The 26,095-nt window shown below is 45.2% G+C and carries 21 protein-coding genes and 1 pseudogene; 8 read left to right on the top strand and 14 right to left on the bottom strand.

The features are described from left to right. Window positions 1-16: 16 nt before the first annotated feature. The 3 genes from NSS82_RS01760 to NSS82_RS01750 all read right to left on the bottom strand — a co-directional run bounded on the left by NSS82_RS01760 (window position 17) and on the right by NSS82_RS01750 (window position 8,503). On the bottom strand, window positions 17-1,471 hold the full coding sequence (locus NSS82_RS01760) for an aryl-sulfate sulfotransferase (RefSeq protein ID WP_076107352.1): 1,455 nt from the start codon (window positions 1,469-1,471) through the stop codon (window positions 17-19). Window positions 1,472-1,496: 25 nt separating this feature from the next. After that, window positions 1,497-2,036: a MarR family winged helix-turn-helix transcriptional regulator gene (locus NSS82_RS01755; protein WP_036687318.1), complete on the bottom strand. Its 540-nt coding sequence runs from the start codon at window positions 2,034-2,036 to the stop codon at window positions 1,497-1,499. Window positions 2,037-2,611: 575 nt separating this feature from the next. Continuing rightward, entirely contained in the window at window positions 2,612-8,503 is a 5,892-nt protein-coding gene (locus NSS82_RS01750; protein WP_178944357.1) for an S-layer homology domain-containing protein, read from the bottom strand. 256 nt (window positions 8,504-8,759) lie between these two features. Here NSS82_RS01750 and NSS82_RS01745 point away from each other — a divergent pair, with 256 nt between their 5' ends. Continuing rightward, on the top strand, window positions 8,760-9,146 hold the full coding sequence (locus NSS82_RS01745) for a hypothetical protein (RefSeq protein WP_038568262.1): 387 nt from the start codon (window positions 8,760-8,762) through the stop codon (window positions 9,144-9,146). A gap of 105 nt (window positions 9,147-9,251) precedes the next feature. Here the strand turns inward: NSS82_RS01745 and NSS82_RS01740 are convergent, their stop codons facing one another. From NSS82_RS01740 to NSS82_RS01730, 3 genes are all read right to left on the bottom strand, one after another. Next, a complete protein-coding gene (locus NSS82_RS01740) occupies window positions 9,252-10,268 on the bottom strand; it encodes an AI-2E family transporter (protein ID WP_036687315.1) in 1,017 nt (338 codons plus the stop codon). Between the two features lie 140 nt (window positions 10,269-10,408). Further along, the gene (locus NSS82_RS01735; protein ID WP_081384015.1) at window positions 10,409-11,593 is read right to left on the bottom strand and encodes a polysaccharide deacetylase family protein; all 1,185 of its coding nucleotides are present in this window, start codon (window positions 11,591-11,593) and stop codon (window positions 10,409-10,411) included. Between the two features lie 210 nt (window positions 11,594-11,803). Beyond that, a complete protein-coding gene (locus NSS82_RS01730; protein ID WP_036687313.1) occupies window positions 11,804-12,361 on the bottom strand; it encodes a GbsR/MarR family transcriptional regulator in 558 nt (185 codons plus the stop codon). Window positions 12,362-12,580: 219 nt separating this feature from the next. Here NSS82_RS01730 and NSS82_RS01725 point away from each other — a divergent pair, with 219 nt between their 5' ends. Genes NSS82_RS01725 through NSS82_RS01700 form a run of 6 tightly spaced genes read left to right on the top strand, consistent with a single transcriptional unit; the run spans window position 12,581 to window position 17,778 of the window. Then, window positions 12,581-13,462: a carbohydrate ABC transporter permease gene (locus NSS82_RS01725; protein ID WP_036687311.1), complete on the top strand. Its 882-nt coding sequence runs from the start codon at window positions 12,581-12,583 to the stop codon at window positions 13,460-13,462. Between the two features lie 25 nt (window positions 13,463-13,487). After that, the gene (locus NSS82_RS01720) at window positions 13,488-14,333 is read left to right on the top strand and encodes a carbohydrate ABC transporter permease (protein ID WP_051491496.1); all 846 of its coding nucleotides are present in this window, start codon (window positions 13,488-13,490) and stop codon (window positions 14,331-14,333) included. A gap of 35 nt (window positions 14,334-14,368) precedes the next feature. Continuing rightward, window positions 14,369-15,715: an ABC transporter substrate-binding protein gene (locus tag NSS82_RS01715; protein WP_081382605.1), complete on the top strand. Its 1,347-nt coding sequence runs from the start codon at window positions 14,369-14,371 to the stop codon at window positions 15,713-15,715. 15 nt (window positions 15,716-15,730) lie between these two features. Further along, the gene (locus tag NSS82_RS01710) at window positions 15,731-16,519 is read left to right on the top strand and encodes an HAD family hydrolase (protein WP_076274122.1); all 789 of its coding nucleotides are present in this window, start codon (window positions 15,731-15,733) and stop codon (window positions 16,517-16,519) included. A gap of 11 nt (window positions 16,520-16,530) precedes the next feature. Continuing rightward, on the top strand, window positions 16,531-16,857 hold the full coding sequence (locus NSS82_RS01705; RefSeq protein ID WP_038574002.1) for a DMT family transporter: 327 nt from the start codon (window positions 16,531-16,533) through the stop codon (window positions 16,855-16,857). A 51-nt stretch (window positions 16,858-16,908) separates the two neighbouring features. Next, window positions 16,909-17,778 (top strand): metallophosphoesterase family protein, encoded by an 870-nt coding sequence (locus NSS82_RS01700; RefSeq protein WP_036687304.1) that lies wholly within the window; start codon window positions 16,909-16,911, stop codon window positions 17,776-17,778. A gap of 95 nt (window positions 17,779-17,873) precedes the next feature. On the opposite strand, the gene NSS82_RS01695 is transcribed toward NSS82_RS01700, so the two are convergent. The 8 genes and pseudogenes from NSS82_RS01695 to NSS82_RS01660 all read right to left on the bottom strand — a co-directional run bounded on the left by NSS82_RS01695 (window position 17,874) and on the right by NSS82_RS01660 (window position 24,232). Beyond that, the gene (locus NSS82_RS01695) at window positions 17,874-18,323 is read right to left on the bottom strand and encodes a hypothetical protein (RefSeq protein ID WP_076274123.1); all 450 of its coding nucleotides are present in this window, start codon (window positions 18,321-18,323) and stop codon (window positions 17,874-17,876) included. 33 nt (window positions 18,324-18,356) lie between these two features. Then, on the bottom strand, window positions 18,357-19,274 hold the full coding sequence (locus NSS82_RS01690) for an ABC transporter ATP-binding protein (protein ID WP_280513446.1): 918 nt from the start codon (window positions 19,272-19,274) through the stop codon (window positions 18,357-18,359). Next, window positions 19,267-20,286: an ABC transporter ATP-binding protein gene (locus NSS82_RS01685; RefSeq protein WP_038568246.1), complete on the bottom strand. Its 1,020-nt coding sequence runs from the start codon at window positions 20,284-20,286 to the stop codon at window positions 19,267-19,269. The genes NSS82_RS01690 and NSS82_RS01685 overlap by 8 nt, the downstream gene beginning before the upstream one ends. Window positions 20,287-20,301: 15 nt before the next feature. Continuing rightward, on the bottom strand, window positions 20,302-21,147 hold the full coding sequence (locus tag NSS82_RS01680) for an ABC transporter permease (RefSeq protein ID WP_036687295.1): 846 nt from the start codon (window positions 21,145-21,147) through the stop codon (window positions 20,302-20,304). Between the two features lie 4 nt (window positions 21,148-21,151). Next, window positions 21,152-22,102, bottom strand: a complete 951-nt coding sequence (locus NSS82_RS01675; RefSeq protein ID WP_036687292.1) for an ABC transporter permease — start codon at window positions 22,100-22,102, stop codon at window positions 21,152-21,154. Between the two features lie 69 nt (window positions 22,103-22,171). After that, complete coding sequence (locus tag NSS82_RS01670; RefSeq protein WP_076141416.1) at window positions 22,172-23,788, bottom strand: ABC transporter substrate-binding protein; 1,617 nt, start codon at window positions 23,786-23,788, stop codon at window positions 22,172-22,174. 127 nt (window positions 23,789-23,915) lie between these two features. After that, window positions 23,916-24,076, bottom strand: a pseudogene (locus NSS82_RS01665) (peptidylprolyl isomerase); the annotation flags it as partial. A 27-nt stretch (window positions 24,077-24,103) separates the two neighbouring features. Further along, window positions 24,104-24,232, bottom strand: coding sequence for a hypothetical protein (locus NSS82_RS01660; RefSeq protein ID WP_256718652.1), 129 nt, complete (start codon window positions 24,230-24,232; stop codon window positions 24,104-24,106). Between the two features lie 279 nt (window positions 24,233-24,511). Here NSS82_RS01660 and NSS82_RS01655 point away from each other — a divergent pair, with 279 nt between their 5' ends. Continuing rightward, entirely contained in the window at window positions 24,512-26,089 is a 1,578-nt protein-coding gene (locus NSS82_RS01655; protein ID WP_076101149.1) for a glycosyltransferase family 2 protein, read from the top strand. Window positions 26,090-26,095 lie beyond the last annotated feature (6 nt).

Here is a 26,095-nt window from a genome sequence, read left to right as displayed (position 1 = left end):
CATCTCCTCAAATTTGTTAATTTACCTTGCGGCTGCTGCCTTCATCCGTCGTCGCCACACAAGCAGCTCCTTCAACAAAGGGCAGGGTTGTCGCCACACTTACCACAGAATCCGATCCTTTAGGTGCAGCCCCCGGGACTCTGAACTGTGTTACGTCTATTGGCTCAATCGCTTGTTCAACTGGCGCTTCCAACTGTGGTACCCAGGCATAAGGCACACGGTAGGAACGATAGACCATGTTGGTATTTCTGGAGTCCGTAAATGGCGAGATATATTCCCATACCAGTTCATGTTCTGGCGTAACCTCAAAGAGTCTGCCGTTAGAACCTTCTGTAATTAAGGTATTGCCATTCGGAAGCCGTTGAGCTGAGCTGATATATGGACTGTAGAATTTATAAGAATCGGTTGGGACAGAGAAACCAGCTTCTGCCGCTGTATATTGCCACTCAATCTCAAGAGTCACGGGATTAATCTCCAGAATTCGCGAGTGGTCGCGGAGTGCATTTTTTTGCCCAAAAGGAGAAGATGGATTTGGAAGACCATAACCGCCCCAGCCCCCGTTATCGAATACAAGTAAGTTACCTTCTCCCGGCAAACCTTTCGGAATGATGTGCGCATGATGCTGGCCAATGATCCAGTCGATATGCTTCACTTCTGGCAGCGAGTAATCCGGACCGATTCTCCAAACGATGGCTCCGGTACGCTTATCCGTTATCGCAATAATATTTGCTTCCCGCGCATCCCAGATCACGTTATCCGGATGGAAACGCTCGTCACCTGCATCGTAAAACTTATTGGGTCCTACATAAGAAGCCGAATTGATATGCAGCCAGTCCCCAACACCGCCACCTAGATTTCCGAAAGAGCGTGAGTTAGGATCACGGAATAGTACATTTTTGGCAGCTTCATCAAAGCCTAGCTCATCAAAATGTTCATTTGGAGCCCACTCCCAGACGATATTCCCCTCCCAGTCCACCTCAAGGATCGTGTCATCAAGCAATTGTTTGTCGGAGATCTGAGGATTGTAGATATTTTTGTGAGCAAGAATTAGCGTTTTGCCACTGTCTACCTTGGGTTCAAGCCCTGGTGCAAAATATCCGACCGGATTGCCTTCGCGCTGATAGTCATGATGCTGGCGGGCATACCAGAGGGGTTCATAACCCGGATCTTCTATATGTTCATAGCTGTTATATTTCCACACGATGTTCCCATCCCAGTCCACCTGTACCAGATCTACATTATCCTGTATGCCGAATTTGGGATCTCTTCTTCCTGTGCTGCCCAGCACATAACCACCCGGGAAGATTTTAGCCGGAAATCCAAGCAGCCCCTTCCACAAATGTACCTCTTTACCGTTCATATCTATCAGTACAACACCTTCTTCACCAGCTTGAAATACAGTATAGCCACTCCAGGCTTTGTCAGGGTTATATACGGTTGCTCCAGTTGGATAAATGGTTGAATGTCCCATCGTTCATCTCTCCTATTTTCAATTTTTAGTAGCTAAGATAATTACTTTTTTTGGTGGTTGTTCGTGGCTTCTGTTCAAGGGTTGGAGAGGTCTCTGCATTCTCCTTGGCGAGCTTCAGCAGGATATCCGAGAATCCTTCTAAATTGCTAATGATCCGCTGATAAAAGTCATTTTGCTGCGCCAATTCCTCCTCTGTAAACCCCTCAAACAAAAGCGAAATACATCGTTCTCCGATGTTGCTGTTCTGCTCCGCCAGCTTGCGGCCTTTATCCGTAATATCCAGCATTACCGTTCTACGGTCGCCTTCTTTACGTCTGCGCACGGTATATCCACCCGCCTCAAGCTTATCGCTCAATGCGGTAATCGCACCTGAGGTGAAGTCTAGTTCATCCGCTAAGTCTCCTAGTCTTTGCTCACCATCGCGAATGATTTTGTGCAGAATCAGCATGCCTGGTAAGGAGATGCCTGCTACGGCGACCTTATCCCGCTCTTTCACGAATCTGCGAACCGCCTTGCGAAATGCCCAATCTGTCTCCTCCAGCTGTCTCCAATATTGTTCGCTCATGCTTACCTCTGCTTTCTCCCAATCAGCCCATAAAAAAAGACTCCCAGCACCTACCCCTGACAAGGGAAAAGTACGGGAGCCTTTGGTGGTCCAATCAGCTCGGTTGAATTATTTCACTGTTCATTTAATTACTGTTTAAGTATTGGTGATATCATATACCCCTTTATTCCTACCTGTCAAGTGCGTATTTTTAAGAATTCAAAAAAAGAGCACTCACAAAGGTGCCCTCCAACTTGTAAGCTTATTGACCACTTTCCAGTACAAGCGCATGACTGTCTTCATCATAAACCTGCATAAAAGATTATACGGCCGGTAAATAACGCTCTAACCGGTAAATATATTTTACCCGATTCCTGAAGTGGCAGATTGGAGATATTTAATTTCACTTGCACTCCTTGCAATCTATCTTTTATTTCGAAAAATTTGAAAATTAAAAATTAATCCAAAATATTATATATGAAAAATCATATGAGTAGTGAGAATTTCCTTTTTTTCATAGAAGAACATGAAGACTACACGCCAAAAATGACAAAAAGCAGACCAGAGTCACCTCTGCCTGCCTTTGCCATCCAATCTTATAAATTAATTATTCCATATAACAGTTTTGCGATTTCAGCGCGGGTTACTTTACCACGAGGGTCAAAGTTATTGTTGCCCTTGCCGTCAAGGATTCCCTTAGCCTGTAAATCAATGACTGCTTGCTTCGCCCACTCAGATACGCTATTCATATCCTTGAAGCTTGCAGTAGCAGCAACGGAAGCTTGCGATCCAGCTTTATACTGCATCAGTTTCTGCAAGACAACTGCCGCTTCCTCACGGGTAATTGCATCTTTAGGGCGGAACTTGCCATCACTGCCTTGGATCAATCCAAGCTGGACAGCTTTGTCTATCGACTGTGCATAATAAGCATCTTTAGATACATCTGCGAAAGCACTCTGGGCGATAGCTCCACTTGCCTCATCCAATCCGAGAGAACGAATGGCCAGTGTAACAAAGTCTGCGCGGGTTACATTCGCCTGTGGTCCATAATGCGTATCGTCAATCCCTTTAATCACATGCTTAGCAGTCAGCTTGGAAATATACGACTCTGCCCAGTGGCCAGCAGTATCCCTAAATTGCTTATGGTATTCCAGCACCGCAAAGGAGGAAAAGTGATTTGTTGTGAAGGTAACGGTATTATCCTTAAACACTCCACCCAAATATTCCAACGTGCTGCCATTTACATAATAGACACCCGCAAAATCCGTATCGAGCTTAGCAAACTGTTCCTTAGTCAGCGTCAAGGTAACCGTAACAGCACCTTTAAGCTGATGGATAGCTGTTTCTTTGCCGCCTGCTGATGTACTGAGGTTCATCGTAACGGTAGCTCTAGCTGGACCCATTCCAGCGACATTGGCCTGTACAGAAATCATACTCATATCAATGCTTAGTAGCAGCAGATCACTGCCTGCCGGGATGGCTGGTAAGGAGCTTGTCGGTACGCTCAATGTAACGTTAGAAGACACAATATTCAGGTTCAGCTTCTTATCGATAGCCTGTTGTATACTCGCTGCATCAAGAGCAATTCTAATCTGATCTTGAGCCGAAGCGGCTCCGCCTATGCTAATCTTTAGGCTTCCCCCTGTAGCAGCTTCTTCTATCCGCTTCTTCAAGGCTGACGGATCAGCTGTATACGTTCCATTACTTCCTAATGTAAGTTCAATGTTTCCTTTTTCCGCTACCGGTGTGGTGGTAGGCGTTGGAGTCACTATTGGCACTGGTGAAACTACTGGAGGTGCCGTTGTCACCTCAGGTGTTGGTGTCGGCGTCACTTCTGGCGATGGCGATACCTCAGGTGTCGGCGTTACCTCTGGCGACGGTGTTGGTGTCACCTCTGGTGTCGGCGTCACATCCTCTTTTCCAGTGTAAAAGCCCCAGATATCTGAAAGCACACTGCCGGAGTGATCATCCTCAACCTTTGTGTACCATTGGTAGTAGCTATCCGGATTTAGCTTACTCCAAATGACCTGAGTCTCCGCGCCACTCTCTACTTGTTGATTGGCCGAAATTTCCTGATCGCTGTAAACCTTGACTCCGATATAGTCGGTAGCCACACGTTTAGTCACAGGCTGTAGATCCAGATCCAGAACGAACTCATCTTTGCCTGGATATTCGTCTTCATCATAGTAGTTATAATCATCCAAATAAGGCGAATAAGTCTTCACGCGAAGTTTGTTATTAGCAACATCGAACTGAAGCAGACGGATATAGCCAAGGCCTCCTTCTTCAGCACCTTGATAATCTGCCAGCATTTGATAGACACTGCGGTCTGGAATACCGTCACCGTTATCATCCAGCTCGTCCACCTTAAGCTCAGCATCATGATAATGGCCGGACAGTGCTGCGATTACGTTTTTGTTAGGTTTCACAACCATTTCAAAAATTTTATCCGCAATAGGTGCACGGTTATTAGAAACCAGCAAATATTCATGGAGACAAAGAATCGCTTTACGCTCTGGATAACGGGCAACGATCTCATTCATCCATTCGATTTCTTCCTCAGCCAATCCCCAGCCCATGTATACAATAACAAAATCATTTCCGTTCGCAGACACTAAATCGTAATGGCCCCTGTTGTTGTCATAAGAGCCACCGAAGGTCGGCATATTCTTGAATCTCCACTCCCCAAAATACTCCCAGAACTTCGTGTAATCCCCGGTTTGATGGCCTACGTCATGATTACCCGCAAGAACACCATAAGGAATGTTAGCTTCCTCCAGAACCTTCATGTTCCGGTCAGCTTCCTTCCACTCATACTCCTGATAGGATTTATCCACGACATCTCCTGTATGGATTACATATTTCAGGTTCAAGCTCTCTTTGTTGTCAGCTATCCATTCTACATTTTTACGGTAAATGTAAGGGTAGCTCTGTGAATAATATTGTGTATCAGACATCCATACAAAAGAGAAATCATACGTATCTTGTGTTACTGTAGGTGCTGTCTTAGCCACAGAAGCAATTTCGTCCTGAACCATTACGGCAATGCTATTTCCATTAGCATATGCTCCAGCTGTAACCGTGGATTTCAGCTCAAAATCCTCTGTTCCAGCGATTAAATGATCCAGCTGTACCCATTTTTGTTGAGCAGGGCTCCAAGCGTAGAGACTTACTTTACGTCCCGGCAACGAATTCCCTTTCCATTCAATATCTACACGATCTGACGCCTTAACCGACTCATCCAGCTTAATTTCATAACGCTGATAAGGGAATTGATCAACAGCATCATTAATTAAATATTGTCCGTCCACCGCACTTATTTTACTGTAGTCGTCACCGCTAAGCGCTTGTTCGCCCGCAGGTTCGGATTGTTTCGGCGGCTCTGTATCGGATGCGTTTATAAACCCAGCAAAGCCGTGCTCTGGATGGTTAGCATCGTACTTGAATCCTCTAAAGAAGGTAACGTTTATCTTATCCTGATTAGGATCTTCAACCTTAACCTTTAAAGTCGGATTAGTACCTACAGCAGTCTCCCAGTTCGTAGGAGAAATAAGCAGAGGTGCAAATGGATTCTCATTCAGCACATGGAATGCAATTACCTTTTCTGCCTGATTGCCGATCTTATCCAAGGCTGTGATAGAAAGCGTATGATCCCCAGCGGATAACTTCCCGGATGAAGTAGCATAGGGCAGTTCAATGACATTACCGTCCAGCTTCACACTGACCTTATCTACACCCGCATAGGTATCCTTAACTTCAGCAGCAATTTCAAAATTGCCACGGTAAGTTTGTCCTTTTTCTATCGATGCTTTAATGGATGGTGGCGTGTTATCGACAATCACGTTTGATGATACTTTCGTTCCACCTTCGGTAAGCGTTACTTTATGTTCTCCGTCAGGTACTTCTTTAGTATTCCAGTTATACGCCTTTGAACGGAACAAATCCGCTTTCAGATCGAACTGGAAGCCGAGGGATTCGTGCTTACCTGCGCTGTCCCCCATCTTGATTTCCTTATCACGTTCTGCATAAGCCGGATCCCAAATTTCGGTACCGTCTGCCAGCAGGAGACGAACATTTTTCACTTCAAAATCATCCTTATTCTCCTCAGGACGAGGATCAAAGGGGGAAGATTTAGAGCCCGCCCGAATGTAAATCACATTATCCGCACCCACTTGTAAAGCGGCAGAAGAAATAGGAAAAGTCAATGTAGTATACGTAGTAATCGGGTCCAGAAAGGTATACAGAATACTGGCATCTCCTAGTTCTTCCGGTCCCATCGTGATGGCATTTTTAAAATAATAATCCACATTTTTGGCTTCAAATACAAAGTAGGCATCATTCTCAAGTGCAGTATATGCCTCGTTATTGCCCAGTAGCAAACTGTCGATGCTCAAGCCTAAATCATCAGCCTTAGCGGTGGCAGAGGTTCCTTTTACGGTCACAGAACCATTGATCAATTGCCCCTCCTTCACGTTCAAACGAAGTGGGGATTGATCCTGTCCTCCTGTAACTTTTACTTTTATTACTGGAGATTGTGTTTCATTCGTTCCATCAGAAACGACAAAGTAATATTGAATTTCATTTCTGCCAATCAAATCAGCAGAGGTCAATTTAAAGTGATACAAGCTGTCGTTGAAGTCTTGGGATAGATTGTGGCTAACAGCCTCCGGCTGCTTGTCCGAAGATACTCTAACCTCCACAGAAGTAACAGCTTTATTGTCATCAGCAAAAGCCTTCAAATCGAGACCCATCGACTGGTCAATCTCCGTTACGCCCGTCAGATCTTCTACTGATGGTTTCTCTGTATCCGGCTCCACATGGATCGGCGTGTTTGGAAGTTGTGTTACATCTGTATGGCCTGGTGACGGAACGGCTGAGCCCGTACTGATCTTGAGCATTTTGCTTAGTCCATTGACAGGATACTTGTATAGAAGGGCTTTATTTTCTTTAGTATCGTCACCTTTAGCTCCACCATCGTAGGTGAGGTCTGCATCATAATACGCGGAGGAAATTTCTTTCTCCGTGTTACTTTTGATTACGACTGCCCGGCGGCCTGAGTTCGCCATACCATCGCTTTTGATCAAAAAGAGATTGGTGCCTTCAATTAAGTTTGTGTTGAATTCTGTATTGAAATCATTAGCAGTGTAAGTGCTATTTGCACTATTAATAACCCAAAACACCACGGACTGCTGTGCAGGAATCAGAAAGTTCTCTGGTGTCGAAGGCCACTTCACATCAGAAGCGTTACCTTTATCGGGATAACGATAATAGACCTTGTATTCCTTGAAATTAACTGGTGCATCGGTATTGTTATAGACCTCAATGAATTCAAAAGCGTCGCTGCTCGTTCCTTTTACATTCGTCGAGTTTGGCAGCAGCTCTGTGATTAACAATGGTGGCACATTGTTCGGATCGAACGCCGGCAGATTCACATGAACAGAATAACTCTCTGTCACATTGTTAACGCGGATGCTGTAATGCAGCTCCGGCTCTTCCAGCGCAGCTGCAGGAATCATTGCCGCATAATCGTCCCCACCTTTTGAGGTCATGGTGATTACCGTATCTTTCACCTGAGAAGGAGAGCCATACTGTAGCTTCACTACGGGTAGTGATCCATCTGCCCCGCTTTCCAGATTAGTAATCTTCGCACTGATAGGAAGATCGGCTGGATCAACACTACTCTGTGCGATATGTTCAATCACTGGCTGCTTGTCCCCAGGAACTAGCTCAGGCACTTGTTCTGCCTCTACGGTTCCAGGCGTAGCCACAACCGTTCCCGAATTCGCCATGAGGTTCATAACGGAGCTATCTGCCTGCAAATATTGATAGAAGATCCCGTTATTCTCCTTCACCTGTTCTTTTCCATAGGAAGCAGAAACAATTAGCGTATCTCCTGCATTGCTTTTAATTTGTAAATTACGCGCAGAAGTATTAGCCATCCCCCCGCCACCGTTGATCCGGAACAGATTCACTCCTTCCTGCAAAGCTGCAGAAGGACTAAAGTTTTTGATGAAATCCTCCGTAGGAACATTCAGATTATTGCCGTTCATAATCCAGAAAACAATATTTCCATGCGCCGGTATTACAGCATCACCATTAGGTGCCCATGTATCTTTGTCATTATAAAAGAAATAATAATCCTTAAAATTAACCGGCTTGTCCGTATTATTGTAGATCTCAACAAACTCGTAACCATCTACAGAGGTTCCATCTGTCCCTTTTACATTTTTAGTATCCGGAACAACTTCTGTAATCAGTAATGCTCCTGGATGGTTAGGTACCGCGTACACATCTGCCATTACAGTCGGTTGACTTAAAAGCGTGTCGAGCTCAACCTGTTCATCAAAATGCGCCTCTAATTCGGAAGATGTCTGCTCCATCTCCAGCTGCTGCTCCTCGGCATATCCTGCTGGAACCATGATTCCAAACATCAGACTGCTGGCAATTACGCTGGATAGAAAACGTTTAGCTTTTGCTGTTATTCTCAAAACTCCGAACACTCCCCATTTGTTTGATTGTGATTCAATGCATAAATATGCATTGAAGCTCATCTGGAAAGTATACCTGTGGTGTATTATCGCTATATCATAGCCGTGTTAAATCTTTAGGTTATTTTTAATATTGCTTAAGCTTCAGTTCAGCTTCACGGGTTACAATATAACTAGTTAGAACCCATTTTAAACGATACTTTAGACGGATGCTTAAGCAAGATAAGTTATTGCAGAACAAGAAAAGAGGACTCTAATGGATATAAAAAGAGTGATCATAGTCGGAACGGTAGTTGTAGTGATGTCTTTTGGAAATGCTTGGACTAGTCTTACCGCTAATGCAAGTTCGCCTGTAAAATGGTCCACCGCAGAGGTCGCGGATCAAGACGAATTATTGGAGGTACTTAACCAGCCAACGGACGAGGATCTATACGAGGCCATATATGACGGTAAGTCACTTCAAGATATTGCATCAGAACAAGGCCAAGATATTGAAGCTGTAATCGATCTACAAGTTGCCCAGCTAACGGATCAACTGGATTCACGGTTAGCCGCTGGAAGCATAACAACCGAGCAGTATGCGGCATATAAAGCGGAGCTGAGGGACATCGTTTCAGATAGTGTCCATACTTCCTTCGGTTAAGGGAATACATACAGCGACGCTGTAACATACACAAAAAACCCGGCTAGATGGACCTTCCATTTAGCCGGGTTTTGAATGTTTAATACTTATTTTATAACAGAATCCCTAAGTTCCTATCTTGTTCTCTCTGTTAATTTCCAGAATATCAAGGAAGAATACAAAGATCGGAATCCCCAGAATCAGACCCCATACCCCGAGATAATGCTCAGAGAATAACAACACGATAAACGTATAGAACATAGGCAAATTCATTTTGGATGACATCAGTTTAGGATTTAGGAAGTAGCCTTCTACAAAATGCAGTACGGCAATCATTGCCAGTACGTATATCGTCATGACTAGGCCACCAATATTGTAACCAATAATACAAAGTGGGATTAGCGAGATAACAAAACCTACAACCGGAATTAAACTAAGCAAGAAGATCATAATGGATAATGCGAAAAGGTAAGGAAAACCTAAAATCCAGAGTCCGATCACCGTAAAGCATGTATTAAACAACGCGATCAGAATTTGTGCTTCGATCACTTTTCCGAAAGAGGAGATAAATTTTCTGCCAAAATACTCAAGCTCTACATAGAACCAAGAGATTTTGCTCTCTTTAAGGCGGGAAGTGAAGCTAACGATCCTGTTTTTCTCAAGTATAAATACAAAGCTCAAAATGGTTGATAAAACAAAGCTGGTGCCCCAATTGCTTATTTTCAAGACATATTCAATACCGTCTTTCATGTACGACTGATAGTTCAAATCCTTAAGCTGGGCGAATATATACTGCACAATATCATTCTGCGGGATGTTCTCAGGGGTCAAATTGGTCAAAAAATTCGTTAACTGTTTAATCTGTATGAAAACCTTAGGCAGATAATTAACGAGGGTTATGACAATTACAGCGATTAAGGCAAGGTATAGAATAACAATAATCACTTTGCTGTTAACTGCTACATATTTGTTAATGCGTTTCGTGAGCAGCACTTGAAAGCTATTCATTACATACGCAATCAAAAACGTCAACAGTACCAAATTAAGCATATCTCTAATACTGAATAGCAGTAGAGCAACCAATCCTAAAATCAAAAAACGCCGGACCGTTAAATTTGCGTAATAACGCTTAAACAATTCCATCAGTTCTCTCCATTCGCCTACCAATTAGTACTCTGTTTATAGTCTACAGTAAGGAATTCACTTATAGCAACTAGTGATTCGCCTAAAATGACGAAATTACTCACTTTTTGTAATCTCATCATCAATAAAAGTGACACTTTTCATGCTCCTGCATCCATATGAGTCAATTCAACGATTCGGCGTTTCGGATCATATTTCATATCTATATGCAGATCTTTGCATAATTGATGAAACGGAACCATCAAGGTTCCCTTCCTCATTTCAGGAGAATTCCTTACCATATTCACCTTTTGGTTGTTCAAGGTCAATTCCATGGGCAAATCGATATGCTTCATCTGATCAAGCGTCAACGCAGCAGTAAGTGTCTCACTTCCCCCGTTAATTCGTGCGGCATTCCGATCCGCTCTAGTGTTAATCCCATCCTCAATTTTGAAGGTCAGTGAAATCCCCAGCGAATCACAAACAGCCAGCAATCTGTCATTGTAGGACCCATAAGGAAAAGCAATTGCCGAATCCGTATTGCCCAATTCTTCTTTCAGCCTTTGCTCCGCCTTGGCCAGATCACGTGTAACTCTGCTGTAGTATTCAACATTCATCTCATTCCTGTTCTCATCATCAACATATAACAAAGCACTTGCAGCTGGCCGCTGCCCGCCCTCGGCATCCACAATCCCATAATGGTGTAAATCATAGGTATGACTATAAAATCCCATCCCAGCATGCTTCATTTCCCGCATTTGCTCCCAAGTGAGCTTCGGCACGCTATTCGGATCTGGGTGATCAATTGTAGATACGATAACAAAATTGACGGCTGTATATCCGTATTTTTGCAAAACGGGGAACGCCAATTCATAAAAACTTTCATATCCATCATCAAAGGTCAGCAGCACTGCATTGTCCGGAACTGCGCCGTTATTCAGCATAAATTCGCGGTATTCCGCCATGGTGATCACATGAAAACCTTCCTGCTTCAGCAGATTCATTTGATCGTCAAACCGATCAACCGATAACACCCAAGGAAACTGTGGCATGGGCTTCTCGGAAAGATGATGATACATCAGCACAGCCACCTGATCTCTGTAGTAAATGCCTTTCGGAAGCGGTCCGGATTTCTGCCAGCCGATTTGTGTATTTAGTGCCTGTTCAGCTACTGCCTTCGGGATCATAAGATCATCAGACGAGGCTGGGTTGGCAGCTATCGTCTTTATCATTTGACCATTTACGTTAATAGTAATTGTTGAAGGTTCACGTTGTGTATTCAAAATAGCAGCAAGGCTTAACAGTAGAACTATGATAACAAGCAGCATATTTTTTTTCGTTTTCAATCTCAGAATCTCCTTAACAACATTTCTTGTCCCTATGTAACTATATATTTTATGGAAGTTCCACCTGCTATTGGTTACATTTTCTTCTTATTTTTGTTTCTTTATCATAAAAAAGAGGGCGAACCTCAAGCCTGAACCGGCTTAAGGAACACCCCGCAAAAATGGAGATCTATATACAATTATGTACATCTATATGTGATTGTAGACGGTCTAGGACCTTCTCTTATCTGCGAAGTAATTCTCTTCCCCAAGCTCGTCCACGAACTGCTGCAGCCAATGATAATATTGAACGGCATGCTCCAGCTTCTCCAGATCCTTCAGGCAGAATTGCCGCTCCTCCTCAGACGTATCCACGGCTTGAACCAGTCCCTCCAGCTCAGGAATGACAACGTCCAAGGCTTGCTTCATGACATCAATCTCCCGCTGCAGCTTCATCCCAAAAAAGTTCTTAAAGGTCTGAAAGAAATCTGTCTCCACTGCATACAGATCCTTTCGGTCCCGCTTCTCCTCCAGCTTAGTGACCATCTTGGAAGCCATCAAAGAACGGACCCCATAGCTCATATTACTCTTGCTCATATTCATCACATTCTTCATCTCTTCAAGCGTCATCGGACGGTCTTCAAAGAACATAATTCCATACAGCTGCCCGAATGAATAATTCGCACCATATAGGTCCATCGTCTGAGCAATCGCATCGATCATCGGACGCAGCAGCTGCTCGCGCGGAGATAAGTCTTTATTCTCTTCACCAAAGGCTACCTGTTTCATAGCTGCACCTTCATTCCACTTATAATCTACCCTTCTATTTTACACAAAATAGCAACTACCTGCGCTAATCTCTTAAATTTTTACATAATCTCGCATCGATCTTTACGTCCACTTGACCACGCAGCTGCTCGATGAGTGTACAATTTTTTTTGAACGGAAGAGCTTTCCTCAGAATTATACCGCAAAAAACAGAAGATGGAATGGGGTATCGACAGAATAATGAAACGTTCGAGATTTATAGGGGAGTTGAAACCGGTGCTCTTCACCTTGCCGGCAATGATTCCATTCGTTGTATTTTGGCTAGCGCCATTACTTTATGTATTTTATCTCAGCTTTACCGAATGGGACTTCATGAGCCCCGAGAAAACCTTTGTCGGACTAACCAACTATCTGGATCTGTTCAGCAATCCTGCCTTCTATAAAGCACTTAGAGTGACTCTGTTATTCTGTGCGGGAAGTGTGCTGCCCGTTATTCTGATCGGACTTGGACTAGCACTCCTGATGAACGGGAAGCTGAAAGGCTCCACCCTCTATCAGGTATTGCTGTTCTCCCCTTGGGTCACGCCGACCGTGGCTGTATCCATTGTGTGGTCCTGGATCTATGAACCCGAAATCGGCCTTGCCAATACTGTACTTGATCTATTAGGTCTAGAAAAAATCGGCTGGCTTCAAGATCCTAAATGGGCGCTGCTCGGCGTTCTGCTCGTGACGATATGGAAATCGGTAGGCTGGGCGATGATTTTTTACTTGGTAGCACTACGCAATGTCCCTACGGATCTGCTGGAAGCTGCTCAACTGGATGGAGCAAATGCTGTTCAAAAGTTCATCCGCATTACCTTACCGCTTATCTCACCAACGACACTGTTTCTGTTCATCGTACAGATCATCGGGGCGTTACAGGCTTACGACCAGATTAACGTACTTACACAAGGTGGACCCTCAGGATCAACACGCACCTTGCTCTATATGTATTATCAGTCTGCTTTTGAAGCCTTCCAGATTGGAGAAGCCTCTAGTGTCGCAATGGTTCTGGTATTTATATGTATGCTGCTATCCGTAGTCTCGCTAGAGGTTAGTAAACGGACAACCCATTATCAATAACAACTGCTGTAAAGGAGAACGACTGATGAATGCAACGATCGTACGCGTGGGCAAGCTGACCCGCCATCTATTTTTTACAGCTATTGCACTGATCATGGCCTTCCCCTTCTATTGGATGGTCACCAGCGCCTTAAAAACCAATGATGAAATCTGGCAGTCTCCGCCCACAATCTGGCCTAAGGATCCGCTGTGGAGTAATTTTTCAGCCGCCTGGCACGAAGCCCCTTTCTTCAGATATATGGGCAATAGCATATTTGTCGCTGTGTCGATTGTTATTTTGCAGGTAATAAATTCCGGGATGATGGCCTATGCGCTTACGCATATGAAATTCCGCTTCAGAGGGCTGTTCTCAGGCGTTATTCTTTTCGGCTACATGGTTCCAGCCACCGCTGTTTATCTTCCCGGATATTTGGTATTGTCCCAGCTCCATCTACTGGATTCATATGCCGGATTAATTCTATCCAACTGTGTAAGTGTCTTCTCCATTTTTCTAATTCGCCAGGCCTTCCTTCAGGTTCCCCATGAGCTGGTGGAGGCTGGAGAAGTGGACGGTTCCTCACATATGCGGATTCTGTGGACCATTCTTGTCCCCATTACACGTTCTTCCTTTGCTGTGCTAGCCCTGATCACCTTCATTGATCAGTACAATAACTATTTCTGGCCGATGCTGATCACCAAAGACCCTAATCTCCAGCTAGTCTCGGCGGGTCTGCGTAGTTTCTTTACTCAAGGAGGTGCTTACGGATTAAAATGGCCGCTGATCATGGCCGCTAGCGCATTCACCATCGCCCCGTTGCTGCTAGTATTTCTACTAGCTCAGAAAACGATCATGCAAAGTGTCAACATGACCGCTGGTTCCAGCAAAGGATAAGCTAACAATTCTATTTTAATAAGAGGAGAATGATGATGAACGTATTGAAGAGACTGTCCACCCTGTCTTTGGTTGCCGGATTTACAATGTTAACAGCTTGCGGAGGAAATGCGAATACAGGCAATGTTACAGCGGCAAATGGAGCTTCTTCCTCCCCCTCCACAGAGGCTGCACCCACACAAAATGCGCCGGTAACGATTGAATTCTGGTATGGTCTCGGCGGCAAGCTTGGTGAGAATATGGAGGCACTGATTCAGAAATTTAATACCTCTCAGCAAGAGGTCATCGTCAAAGGTATCGCGCAGGCAGACTACACGGAAACCGAACAGAAGCTGCAAGCAGCTATCGCTACAGGAAAAGTGCCTGCGGCTGCTCTCTCCTCCAATGTAGATTGGGCCCGTAAAGGATATTTCGCTCCGATAGACGAGCTTATGGCACTGCAGCCAGATTTTAATAAAGAGGATTTTGTCCAAACCTTTCTAAATCAGGGCCAGATTGATGGTAAGCAATACTTCCTGCCGATGTATGGAACAACGCAGGTCATGTACTATCGCAAAGATGTTTTTGAGAAGAATGGGATTGATGCGAGCACACTAAAGACTTGGGAAGATCTAGCTGCCGCAGCTGCGAAAATGACAGTGAAGGACGGCGGCAAAACCACCCTTTATGGTTGGGAGCCTATGTGGGGTTCAGGGAACATGATTGATGCCGTACTCAGCAAAGGAGGCACTATCCTTAGTGAGGATGGAAAACAAGTTATGGTCGACTCTAAAGAGTGGATTGAAACCTGGGATTTGTTCCGCAAGTGGATTCACGAGGATAAGATCATGCGAATTCATTCCGGCGGTCAAGGCTGGGAGTATTGGTACAAGACGATTGACGATGTAATGAAGGGTCAATCCGCAGGCTACACCGGCTCCAGCGGCGATCAGGGAGACTTGGACTTCAGCATTGTTTCGGCTATGGAGCAGCCAGGCTGGGCAGGGATCGGTGAGGGCAAACCCGTAGCCCAAGCACTTATGGCCGGCATTCTATCCAAAGCTAACGACAGTGAAAAGGAAGCAGCTATGAAATGGCTAACCTACTTCACAAATGCTGAGAATACTGCGTCCTGGTCCATTAATACGGGATATATTTCGGTGCGCCAATCCGCATTGCAAGACCCGGCATTTGTGTCATTCAGCGAAAGCAATCCACAGATTAAGGTCCCATTGATGCAAGCTTCTCATGGTTCTGCACCTTTCCAAGACCCAACTGGCGGCAAAATTAACGATGCGTTGACAATCGCCGCAGATAAGGTGCAAATTGAGAATATCCCAGCAGCACAAGCACTTAAGGAAGCACAAGAAACGGCACAAGCAGCGCTTGATAAATTAAAATAAAGGGCGGTGGACTTCATGTCTGAGCTCATCACTCCGCAAGGCAGATACACTGTAGCAGCTATTCTATTCGATAAGGATGGTACGCTGCTCCAGTTCGTATCCCTCTGGGGCAGCTGGGGCGAATGTTTTTTAGAGAGATTCACGAAGTATATGAAGGAAAAAGGACTACAGATTGCAGAAGAGCAGCTCCCTGCATTAATGGGAACTATACACAATGCCCAGGGGAGCATTACCGATTATGATCGCAACGGACCGCTGGCTATGGGGACTATGAGTGATCTTTATGCCATTCTGTCATGGCAGGATTATCTGCAAGGTTTATCTTGGGCGGAGTCCATGGAGCTTGTCCATCAATGCCGTCTCGAAGCGGATGTTATGTTAGAAGAGAAACGCCCTGTTCACTCCCTTCCGGGACTTCATCGTTTTCTTGATGAGTGCGTGAGTGCAGGCATCCCTCTCGCCGTGGTGACCGCAGATGAAACAGAGGCCGCAGACAAACATCTCCAATGGCTGGGCATACGGCATTATTTCTCCGAAGTAATTGGAACAGATCTTGTGGATCAGGGTAAACCTTTCCCCGACATGGTGCAGCTGGCCTGCAAAAGGTTAGCCGTGGAACCCGCGTACACAGCGGTTATCGGCGATACTAACGGGGATATGCGAATGGCTAAAGCAGCGGGTGTACAGGTAGCTATCGGCCTAGCAGAAAGCGAAGGTACTAGTGCTTCAACACATATTCTCCCGGATGCAGATCTCATTGTACAATCTTATGCTGAGCTCAGAATTGAGGTTACTTCCCTGTGAGAATAGAAGGAATGTGGGCATGGATGTTTCTGACGCTGGCTATTGTGTTCGAACTCTCAGGGACCATCTCAATGAAAATATCTCAGGGGTTCACCCAGCTCTGGCCTTCCGTGCTTATGTTCCTGTTCTATGGAGCCAGCTTCACCTCCCTGAATTATGCTCTCACCTCGATTAAGGTAGGCGTAGCTTATGCGATATGGTCAGGAGCGGGAATCATTCTGATTTCCTTCATAGGAACCCTGTTCTTTGAAGAAAAGCTAACCCTATCCTCACTACTATGGATAGCCGTCATCATTGTCGGGATCATAGGACTGAACATTAGCGGCAAGACGCATTAGCGAACAGCAACAGTATTGGATAGGTTCATAGATGAAGGAGGATGCCCAAACATGAGTACGAACACATCACCTGAAGATAAACCAGTTATCACCTTTCAGATCATTACGGATACCCATGTCACTGCTGACCGCAATCATGAGTACAATCTTAACTTCGAGCTGGCACTCCGTGATATAGCAGCGCATGGGGAAGGCAGCAGCGGGATTATGCATATCGGTGATGTCACAGACCACGGCTTCCCTGCTGAATACGAAGAAATGCTTCGTATCCTCAAACAATATAAAACCGACCTGCCCGAGATTACCTTTACCTTAGGCAATCATGATGTGGGGCTCGGAAATTGGGAATCACGTTTAGGAATGTATACGTCACAGACCGGAATGTCCGGACCCTATCATGATCACTGGATCAATGGTTATCATTTTATTTTGCTAGGGACGGAGCAAGGATTGCCCAAGTTCTGTGATCTCTCCTCTGAGCAGCTTGATTGGCTGGAGCATAAGCTTGGAGAGCAAGCTTCACCAGAGCAGCCTATCTTTCTCTTCCTGCATCAACCGCTTAAAGACACCGTAGCCGGATCACTGGAATCGCAAGATTGGTATGGTGTCACACAAGATAAGGAATTAAAAGAAATTCTGTCGAGATATCCCCAGACCTTGTTATTCACTGGACATACCCATTGGGAGCTGGAGGTAAACAACACTATGTTCCCTGGCCATGGAGAGATCGCAACGATGTTTAATGCTGCTTCTGTCGCCTATCTTTGGACTAATGAAGATAAACATAAGACGGGCAGCCAAGGCTTCTATGTGGAAGTGTATAGCGATAAAGTGCTTGTCCGGGGCAGAGATTTTAAGACAGGAAGCTGGATTGAGGCTGCACAATATGAGGTAGCTTACCCAGCGGTAAGCGTATATTAATGATAAGCATTTAAGCGAGAAATATAACAAAAAAAAACGATTGTGCACAGGGAGTCCTTCCCCGCAACAATCGTTTTTTACTGTAGCTATTCAGCTTATCGTCCAATGGGCGCAATCCGGTAGACAGCTGTATCTCCATCCGCTGCCTTCGTATCGCTCTCGATCTGCCAACCGAAGGACAACACAGAGGCCAAACGTTCCTTCTCGGCCAAGGTTAAAGCCACCTCAGCGGCTTCCTTACCTTCCTCAAGCTCCAGAGCCGCTTCTTTGTCCAGAGCTACCCATATCCAGCTGCGAATCCCACGAATCGTATTGTATTTGATCTGATAGCCTGTCTTCACCGCTTGCCCGAACAACTCCGGCTGCTCTGACTGCAACGTGGTCAGCTGCTTATAATCAAATTGGTATTCGCTCTCGTCAACGGGCAAATCGCCCTCTGCCACTTTACGAAGAATATCCTCATCAGACCACCCCAAGGAGCGGAGTGATTCCACCAATAACGCATCCCACTGGGATAACTTTACCCGGTTTAAGTTCTCTGACATTCTGATCCCTCCCAATCTATATATAGAGTCTAATCATACCGTAAAATCATAAGCAACATAATGGCCCGGGCTTACTTCCTGTAGTGTAGAAGTCTCAGCTCTGCCGTACTCTTGCGAGTATCCGTCTAAAATAATTCTCTGATTGGCCCGCCGGGGATCCGTCTCCAAGATGGAAGACAGCAGCGCCTTTGTATAAGGATGAATAGGATTATCGTACAGCTCATCACTTTCGGCTACCTCTACTAGTCGACCGCCATACATCACGCCGATCCGGTCAGAAATATGCCGTACCATCGACAGATCATGTGCGACAAAGAGATAGGTCAAGCCAAATTCGGACTGCAAATCCTCCAGCATGTTCACTACCTGGGCCTGGACAGACACGTCCAGCGCTGAGATCGGCTCATCACACACGACAAACTCAGGTCTTACGGACAATGCTCTGGCAATCGAAATCCGCTGGCGTTGTCCACCGCTGAATTCATGCGGGAAGCGGTAGAGATGTTCTCTTTTTAAACCTACCTTTTCCAGCAATGCCGCAACAGCTTCTTTGCGTTCTTCACCTTCGTGGATGCCGTGGATTTTCATAGGCTCACTGATCAGATCAAGCACATTTAAGCTTGGATTAAGTGAAGAATAGGGATCTTGGAAGATCGACTGAATGCGTCTGCGAAAAGGTTTTAACTGCTTCTCTCCAAGCTTGCTCAGCGGCTGCCCGTCAAAAGACACTTCACCGTCTGTGTAATCATATAAGCGCAGCAAGCAGCGTCCAACCGTGGACTTGCCGCTTCCTGACTCTCCAACCAGCCCAAAGGTCTCTCCCTGACGAATCTGAAAGCTTACGCCATCTACTGCCTTAAGCACCGATGTATCGCGTCCCCACATATCCTTGCCTTTGGAGAAATGTTTTTTGAGATTATTTACGTCTACTAGAATCTTATTGTCACTCAACCGAACCGCTCCCTTCAACGCCAGCTACGGCTGAAGTCTCCTGCACACCATCTGCTAACCAGCACATCGAACGGTGACCGGGCGATAATTCGATTACCGGAGGACGTTCGCTGCAACGGGCAAAAGCATTAGGGCAACGCTCCATAAAGGGACAGCCAGAAGGAGGATTCAACAAATCCGGAGGTGTGCCTTCGATTGGAATTAGACGTTCACGCGATTTGCCGTCACGTTTCGGGATCGAGCGAAGCAGACCTTTCGTGTAAGGATGCTGTGGGCGGTAAAAAATATCCTCCACCGTACCTTCCTCCATCACTAGTCCACCATACATTACGATAACCCGTGTACATACCTGAGCCACCACACCCAAATCATGGGTGATCAGTGCTATAGCTGTACTGGTATTATTTTTTAGCTCTTTAAAAAGATCAAGAATTTGGGCCTGTATCGTTACATCAAGCGCAGTTGTCGGCTCATCCGCAATCAATAGCTCTGGCTGGCAGGAAAGAGCCATGGCGATCATGACCCGCTGCCGCATCCCGCCGCTGAATTCATGCGGATACTGCTGCAGCCGCTGCTCAGGATTATTTATACCCACCTGCCGCAGGATACTTGCTGCTTCTTTGAGCGCTTCTTCCTTATTTAAGCCGCGATGCCGCCGGATGACCTCCGTAAGCTGCTGGCCGATTTTTTTCACAGGATTAAGAGAAGTCATGGGATCCTGAAACACCATCGCTATGCGGTTGCCGCGTAGTTTTCTCCACTCTTTTTCCGAAAGGTTAGATAAATTCTCACCACGAAAATTAATATTTCCAGCGATAATTTTACCCGGAGGTGTAATCAACGACATAATCGCCTTCGCAGTTACACTTTTCCCGCTTCCGGATTCACCAACAATCCCTACCGTTTCTCCAGCATCTATATGAAAGCTAACGCCACGAACTGCCTGATTCTCCCCATCTCGAGTTTGGAAGGAAACCTTCAAATTCTCAACAGACAATAGCCGTTCCGTCATGATGTCTTCACACTCCTATCTTCGGATCAGCTTCGGTTCAAAGCCAACCCGCAAAATATCGCCCAGAACATTAAAGCTCAGAACCGTTAATAGTATCAATAACCCCGGGAACAATGCCAAATAAGGTGCCTGAGCGATATATCCCTGTGCATTGTTAAGCATACTGCCCCAAGTGGCATTCGGAGGTTGTACCCCGAACCCAAGGAAGCTTAGGGACGACTCCATCATAATCGCGGAAGCGATATTATTCGTCGCACCTACAATCACAACAGGTACTAGCCCCGGAAGAATATGACGCCAAATAATTCCGAAGTTGCTCTGGCCGGAAGCTTTTGCATATAGTACATATTCCCGTTCTTTAATCGTCATCGTCTCCGCACGAATCACACGGGCAATGTTCATCCACATTAATAGAGCAATAATTAAAATGATGTTTCCTACACTCGGCTTCAGAAATACGCTGAGCAGCAGCAGCACAAGGAAAGATGGAATGGACATCACTACATCAAGCATCCGCATCAATAGATTATCAATCCATCCGCCAAAATATCCACTGATTACGCCCACCGTCACACCTATACCCGTGGCAATGATCATTGAAGCAAAACCAACTAGCAAAGATACCCGGCCGCCATACAAAGCTCGGGCAAAATAATCCCGGCCGTAATCATCCGTACCAAACCAATGATCCGCTCCGGGCGCTTTCAAACGTGCCAAAACATCCATTGCATTCGGATCATGTCCGGACAAAAAAGCAAATATAGAGCCTAGTGTGAAGACGATTAAAGTAATGAGGGCTGCGACACCCAATTTATTCGTAAATAGCTCATCTCCAACACTTTTCCATTTACTGCGATTCATGAGGTCACCTCGTTAATTTAATTCGTGGGTCCACGAAGCTATATAGAATATCCGCGACCAGATTGCCGATGATCAGCATTAAAGAAGAGAACAAAGTTATTCCCATAATTACGGGATAATCCATCCCTTTAACCGCAGTCATCCCTAAAGAGCCAATACCCGGCCATGAAAATACCGTCTCCGTTACAATTGCACCCGCCACCAGATCACCCATCGACATCCCGAGCAATGTAATTACTGGCAACAGTACATGCTTAAGCACGTGACGGAACAGAATCGTTGTCTTGCTGGATCCAAAAGCATATTGAATCTGCACATACTCTTCTTTTAGCTGTCCAATCGTACTAGAGCGGATGTATCGTACGTAACCGGCCAGAAATCCAAAAGCCAATACGGCGCAAGGCAGAATACCATGCTTCAATACATCAACCGCTGATTCCACACCAATGGTTCGCATCCCCATAATAGGCAGCAGGTGCAGCTTAATTGCAAATAAGTACATAAGTAATATGGCCAGCCAAAATAAAGGTACTGAAATTCCGATATAGGATAAAAAGTTAATTAGTTTATCCACCCAGCGGTTCCGGTTAGCTCCAGCAAGCAGACCCATCGGGATCGCCAACAGAACGGCTAAGCCGATTGCACTGCCCATCAAACCTGCTGTTGCAGGTAAACGTTCTAGAATTTGCTCCAATACAGGCTGATGATTCACAAGGGAATAACCGAAATTGCCCTGCAGTACTTCTTTGATCCATATAAAATATTGAATGTAGGCTGGCTTATCCAGCCCAAGGTTATGCCGGATGCGCTCAATATCATCCGCGTGCATATTCGGCGTAACGAAGGATAGTACCGGATCCCCCGGAGCCAGCTTAATCATCGCAAAGCACACAACCGAGACAAAAAACAGCATCGGCAGGGTTTGCAGTAATCTTCGGACGATAAGTTGTCTCATACGTATATTCTCCCAGTTCTATATCGGTAAAAAAATAAGCTGGATTGACCAGCTTATTTTTTCCCGTTCTTATTTAAGGTAGATTTTCGATAAATCTTCAAAAATAACGACAGGCTTCAAGACTGCTTCTTCTAGACCGCCGTAGTTCTTGGAGACAGCTACAATAGTCTTAGTATTAGCAATTGGATAAATCGGTGCATCGTCAGCAATGATCTCTTGGATCTTCTTATAGATCTCACCACGTTTAGTCACATCTGCTTCTCCTGCACCATCATTGAACAACTTATCGACTTCAGCATTATTATAATGCGAGTAGTTAGAGTCTGCAGTAGATGTATACAAAATTCTGTAAGCATCAGGATCGTAACCCATAATATAACCTGCAATCGCAAGTTCAAAATCTGTTGAATTCATATCACTGAATTTCTGACCATATGCCGAGGCATCCATATTTTGCAGTTCAACTTCAGCGCCAATGGCCTTTAGCTTTTGCTGCACGTATAGTGAAATGGCTTCCTGAGCTTTATTACCGCTCGATACAATCAATCTCAATTTCAGATCGCTAACCCCTGCCGATTGCAGAAGCTCTTTGGCTTTTTCTACATCATTATCAAAAGAAGGTACGTCATTAGTATAGAACAATGCATCCGGAGTCAAAAAGGACTTCGCCGGGTCTGCATACTCGTTAGAGGTATAAGCAGCCTGAATGATTTCATCACGACTTAGGGCTAGAGACAAGGCTTGACGAACTTCTTTTTTAGCAAGAGCACCTCTATCACTGTTTGCATTGAACAACAGGTAGGACAATCGGCCTTCACTATAAGGCAGGATTTCAAAATTGTTCGAAGCCTCAATCGTTCCAACATCCTGTGGATCTAGATATTTAATGTTGATCTCACCATTCTGAAGTGCGAGATTCGCAGCATTCGTATCTTTAGCAATCCGGTACGTTATAGAATCAAGATGTGGTTTGCCACCAAAGTAGTTATCAAATCTCTCGAGTGTAACATATTCGCCTGCTTTGTATTCTTTAAATTTAAATGGGCCAGATCCAACCGGAGCAGCATTCTTGGTGCTTTTCTCTAGATCCGTCTCATTCTCAAAAATATGCTTTGGAATCGGAAATACTTGCACTAGTGTAGCTTCAAAAGCTGGGCTGACCTGCGGAAGCTTGAACTCTACAGTCAGATCATCCACCTTAACTGCCTTAACGGGTTTATCACCGATGAATAAGTTCGCTCTCAACATGCTGTTTTGCTTCTCATCGAGGATGCTATCAATCGTGAACACGACATCGTCAGCTGTAAGCTTTTCTCCGTCATGCCAAGTTAGTCCACTTTTCAGTTTCAATGTATAAGTCAGGTTATCTTCGGAAAGTGTCAGGCTGTCTGCCAAGTAGAAGGTCTTCTCTCCGTTATTCACTTGGAACAATGGCGCGTAGAGCGCTTGGTCAATCGTCAGACTGACACGATCACCAGCATAGTTCGGATTTAGAATGACAGGATCTGCAGCGACCCCAATAATTAAGTTGCCACCATCTTTTGGTTCAGTGCTTGCTGTCGATCCTTCAGTAGCCGTAGGCGTCTGATTTGTATTTGTGGAAGCGGCGTTATTTCCCCCGGAGCACGCGCTAATCAAAAATGTTAACAAAACCAAAGTAATAACTCCAGATAATCCTTTACGCATAAGTTTCTCCCCCGTGTCTATATTGTCTTTGTTTGTTTTTTATATTGTATATCGGGATACTAGGAATTACAATGGATAGCATTTCACATTAATGTAATATTGAGGGAACTGAAAATTCCGACCTTTTTCATGACTCATCCCCACGCTTTAAAGTATCCACATGGTCCATACCTGAAATGACTCTTCCGAATACAGTATGCCAAGGGTCGCAATACCCCCTTGGACAATAAATCCACGAACCACACGTTGGAAAGTCAGACCGTTATAAAAACCTTGATGGACCAGCTTCATCGTGACTACTCTCCTAAACTCTGTTCAGCCACCAATATGAGCTTCAGTCTTCGCTGTCTCTTCCGGTACGTATATTTCCTCAACATCCCCATCCAGCAGAGGTCGGTATTTACCCTTTGCATCATACCAGAACACATCCGCACGAGGATTCATGGCCAGTAACAGATTGATTAACTACTGAGCTTTTTGTGGTGATTTATCCATTGTCTCATTCCTGTGCTCATCTGGCTGGCATTCTTATCTAATTATCCGGTAATTGTACAGCAGATCCATAAAAATTAATATATCTAAAAAGTTCAATTTATCCAACTCTCATTTCTCATTTACTATAAGAACTTTGCGAAATAAGGATTATTACTATCTAACTGTAAATATATTGAGAACATACCTATACCTCTCGGAAGAAAGGGAGAGTCCCCCAAGGAGGCCGCAATGAATAAGACACGCGTATTAATCGGCAGCCCGATCCATCAAAAGCCCAATGTGTTGCGAGAATTTCTGAATTCCCTGCTGCGCCTGAATATCGAGCAAATCGAACTGGATTTCCATCTGATTGATGACAATGATGATGAAGCGTCCAGCCGGCTGCTCCAGGAATTCAAAAGCAAGGGTGAGCATATTTTTATTCAAAGCTCCGGCTTTCACGATGCGTACATTCGCAATGATACGACCCACTTTTGGAGTTCTGATTTAGTCTGGAAAGTCGCCAACTTCAAAAACCTCATGATTAACCGAGCGCAAACCCTGAACTATGACTACCTCTTCCTGATCGACTCTGACCTCATCCTCCACCCAGATACGCTAAGACATTTAATAGGGACGAACAAAGATATTATTTCAGAAGTATTTTGGACACAGTGGCAGCCAGATACCATGTTTCAGCCGCAGGTCTGGATGCATGACGAATACAATCAGTGGGAGATACTTCCCGGCGAAAAACTGCAACCCGAGGAGATCAACCGCAGATTTCATGAATTCATAGCCAAACTCCGCAATCCTGGAATCTATGAAGTGGGGGGTCTCGGCGCTTGTACATTGATTAGCCAGCATGCGTTAAAAGCCGGGGTAAGCTACAATCAGATCCGGAACATTTCATACTGGGGCGAGGATCGCCATTTCTGCATTCGTGCCGCAGCCCTTGGCATTCCACTATTTGTTGATACCCATTATCCTGCCCTTCATTTGTACAGAGATAGTGATTTGAGCAAGGTTGAAGATTTCATCCGGGAAACAACAGGGGTAAAGGCTGACTCGACGCACACACCCATCGAGGAAAATTCCAATGAGGCTGCAGCTGCTCCTATAACCAAAAAACGCCCCAAGCTAACCCTTACCATGGTTGTAAAAAATGAAAGCGGGCGCTTCCTGCGACAGGTTCTGGAGGAACACCGCAAATATATCGATGAGGCTGTCATTATTGATGACGGCAGCACCGACAATACAGCAGCTGTCTGTCTGGAAGCACTTGACGGCATTCCCGTTCATCTCATGCATAATACCGAATCCAAGTTCAGCAATGAAATTGAGCTGCGAAAACAGCAGTGGGAGGAAGTCCTAAAGACAAATCCCGAGTGGATTCTGAGTCTGGATGCGGATGAGATCTTTGAAGCCAGCTTCGCGGAAAATATAGATACCTTGCTGTTTGCTGATGGGGTCGATCTGTTCTGCTTCCGCCTTTACGATTTATGGAACGCGAACCATTACAGGGAGGATACCTACTGGCGCTCTCATCTGAACTACCGCCCTTTTTTGCTTCGCTATAAAGAAGACTTCAACTATGTATGGAATGAATCCCCACAGCACTGTGGGCGATTCCCGGAAAATATCTTCGAGCTGTCTCATCAGCTAAGCAACCTGCGGCTCAAGCATCTCGGTTGGTCCAAAGCCGAGTTCCGGCTCGAAAAATATCTGCGTTATATGCTCCTCGACCCCGACGGCAAATACGGCTGGAAAGAGCAATATATGTCCATCTTGGATGAACAGCCTCATCTAATCCCTTGGGTGGAGTGAGGCTTA

Origin of the sequence: Paenibacillus sp. FSL H7-0735, assembly GCF_038008505.1 — a bacterium.
Taxonomy (GTDB): Bacteria; Bacillota; Bacilli; order Paenibacillales; family Paenibacillaceae; genus Paenibacillus_AQ; species Paenibacillus_AQ odorifer.
The sequence above is the reverse complement of the archived record's forward strand: the minus strand, read 5'-3'. Positions and strand labels throughout refer to the sequence as shown.

Excerpts from the sequence above, each read along its gene's own strand:
- NSS82_RS01760 (WP_076107352.1), bottom strand. The coding sequence starts at position 1,471 with ATGGGACATTCAACCATTTATCCAACTGGAGCAACCGTATATAACCCT.
- NSS82_RS01755 (WP_036687318.1), bottom strand. The coding sequence starts at position 2,036 with ATGAGCGAACAATATTGGAGACAGCTGGAGGAGACAGATTGGGCATTT.
- NSS82_RS01745 (WP_038568262.1), top strand. The coding sequence starts at position 8,760 with ATGGATATAAAAAGAGTGATCATAGTCGGAACGGTAGTTGTAGTGATG.
- NSS82_RS01740 (WP_036687315.1), bottom strand. The coding sequence starts at position 10,268 with ATGGAATTGTTTAAGCGTTATTACGCAAATTTAACGGTCCGGCGTTTT.
- NSS82_RS01730 (WP_036687313.1), bottom strand. The coding sequence starts at position 12,361 with ATGAAACAGGTAGCCTTTGGTGAAGAGAATAAAGACTTATCTCCGCGC.
- NSS82_RS01725 (WP_036687311.1), top strand. The coding sequence starts at position 12,581 with ATGAAACGTTCGAGATTTATAGGGGAGTTGAAACCGGTGCTCTTCACC.
- NSS82_RS01720 (WP_051491496.1), top strand. The coding sequence starts at position 13,488 with ATGAATGCAACGATCGTACGCGTGGGCAAGCTGACCCGCCATCTATTT.
- NSS82_RS01715 (WP_081382605.1), top strand. The coding sequence starts at position 14,369 with ATGAACGTATTGAAGAGACTGTCCACCCTGTCTTTGGTTGCCGGATTT.
- NSS82_RS01710 (WP_076274122.1), top strand. The coding sequence starts at position 15,731 with ATGTCTGAGCTCATCACTCCGCAAGGCAGATACACTGTAGCAGCTATT.
- NSS82_RS01705 (WP_038574002.1), top strand. The coding sequence starts at position 16,531 with ATGTGGGCATGGATGTTTCTGACGCTGGCTATTGTGTTCGAACTCTCA.
- NSS82_RS01700 (WP_036687304.1), top strand. The coding sequence starts at position 16,909 with ATGAGTACGAACACATCACCTGAAGATAAACCAGTTATCACCTTTCAG.
- NSS82_RS01695 (WP_076274123.1), bottom strand. The coding sequence starts at position 18,323 with ATGTCAGAGAACTTAAACCGGGTAAAGTTATCCCAGTGGGATGCGTTA.
- NSS82_RS01685 (WP_038568246.1), bottom strand. The coding sequence starts at position 20,286 with ATGACGGAACGGCTATTGTCTGTTGAGAATTTGAAGGTTTCCTTCCAA.
- NSS82_RS01680 (WP_036687295.1), bottom strand. The coding sequence starts at position 21,147 with ATGAATCGCAGTAAATGGAAAAGTGTTGGAGATGAGCTATTTACGAAT.
- NSS82_RS01675 (WP_036687292.1), bottom strand. The coding sequence starts at position 22,102 with ATGAGACAACTTATCGTCCGAAGATTACTGCAAACCCTGCCGATGCTG.
- NSS82_RS01670 (WP_076141416.1), bottom strand. The coding sequence starts at position 23,788 with ATGCGTAAAGGATTATCTGGAGTTATTACTTTGGTTTTGTTAACATTT.
- NSS82_RS01660 (WP_256718652.1), bottom strand. The coding sequence starts at position 24,232 with ATGAATCCTCGTGCGGATGTGTTCTGGTATGATGCAAAGGGTAAATAC.
- NSS82_RS01655 (WP_076101149.1), top strand. The coding sequence starts at position 24,512 with ATGAATAAGACACGCGTATTAATCGGCAGCCCGATCCATCAAAAGCCC.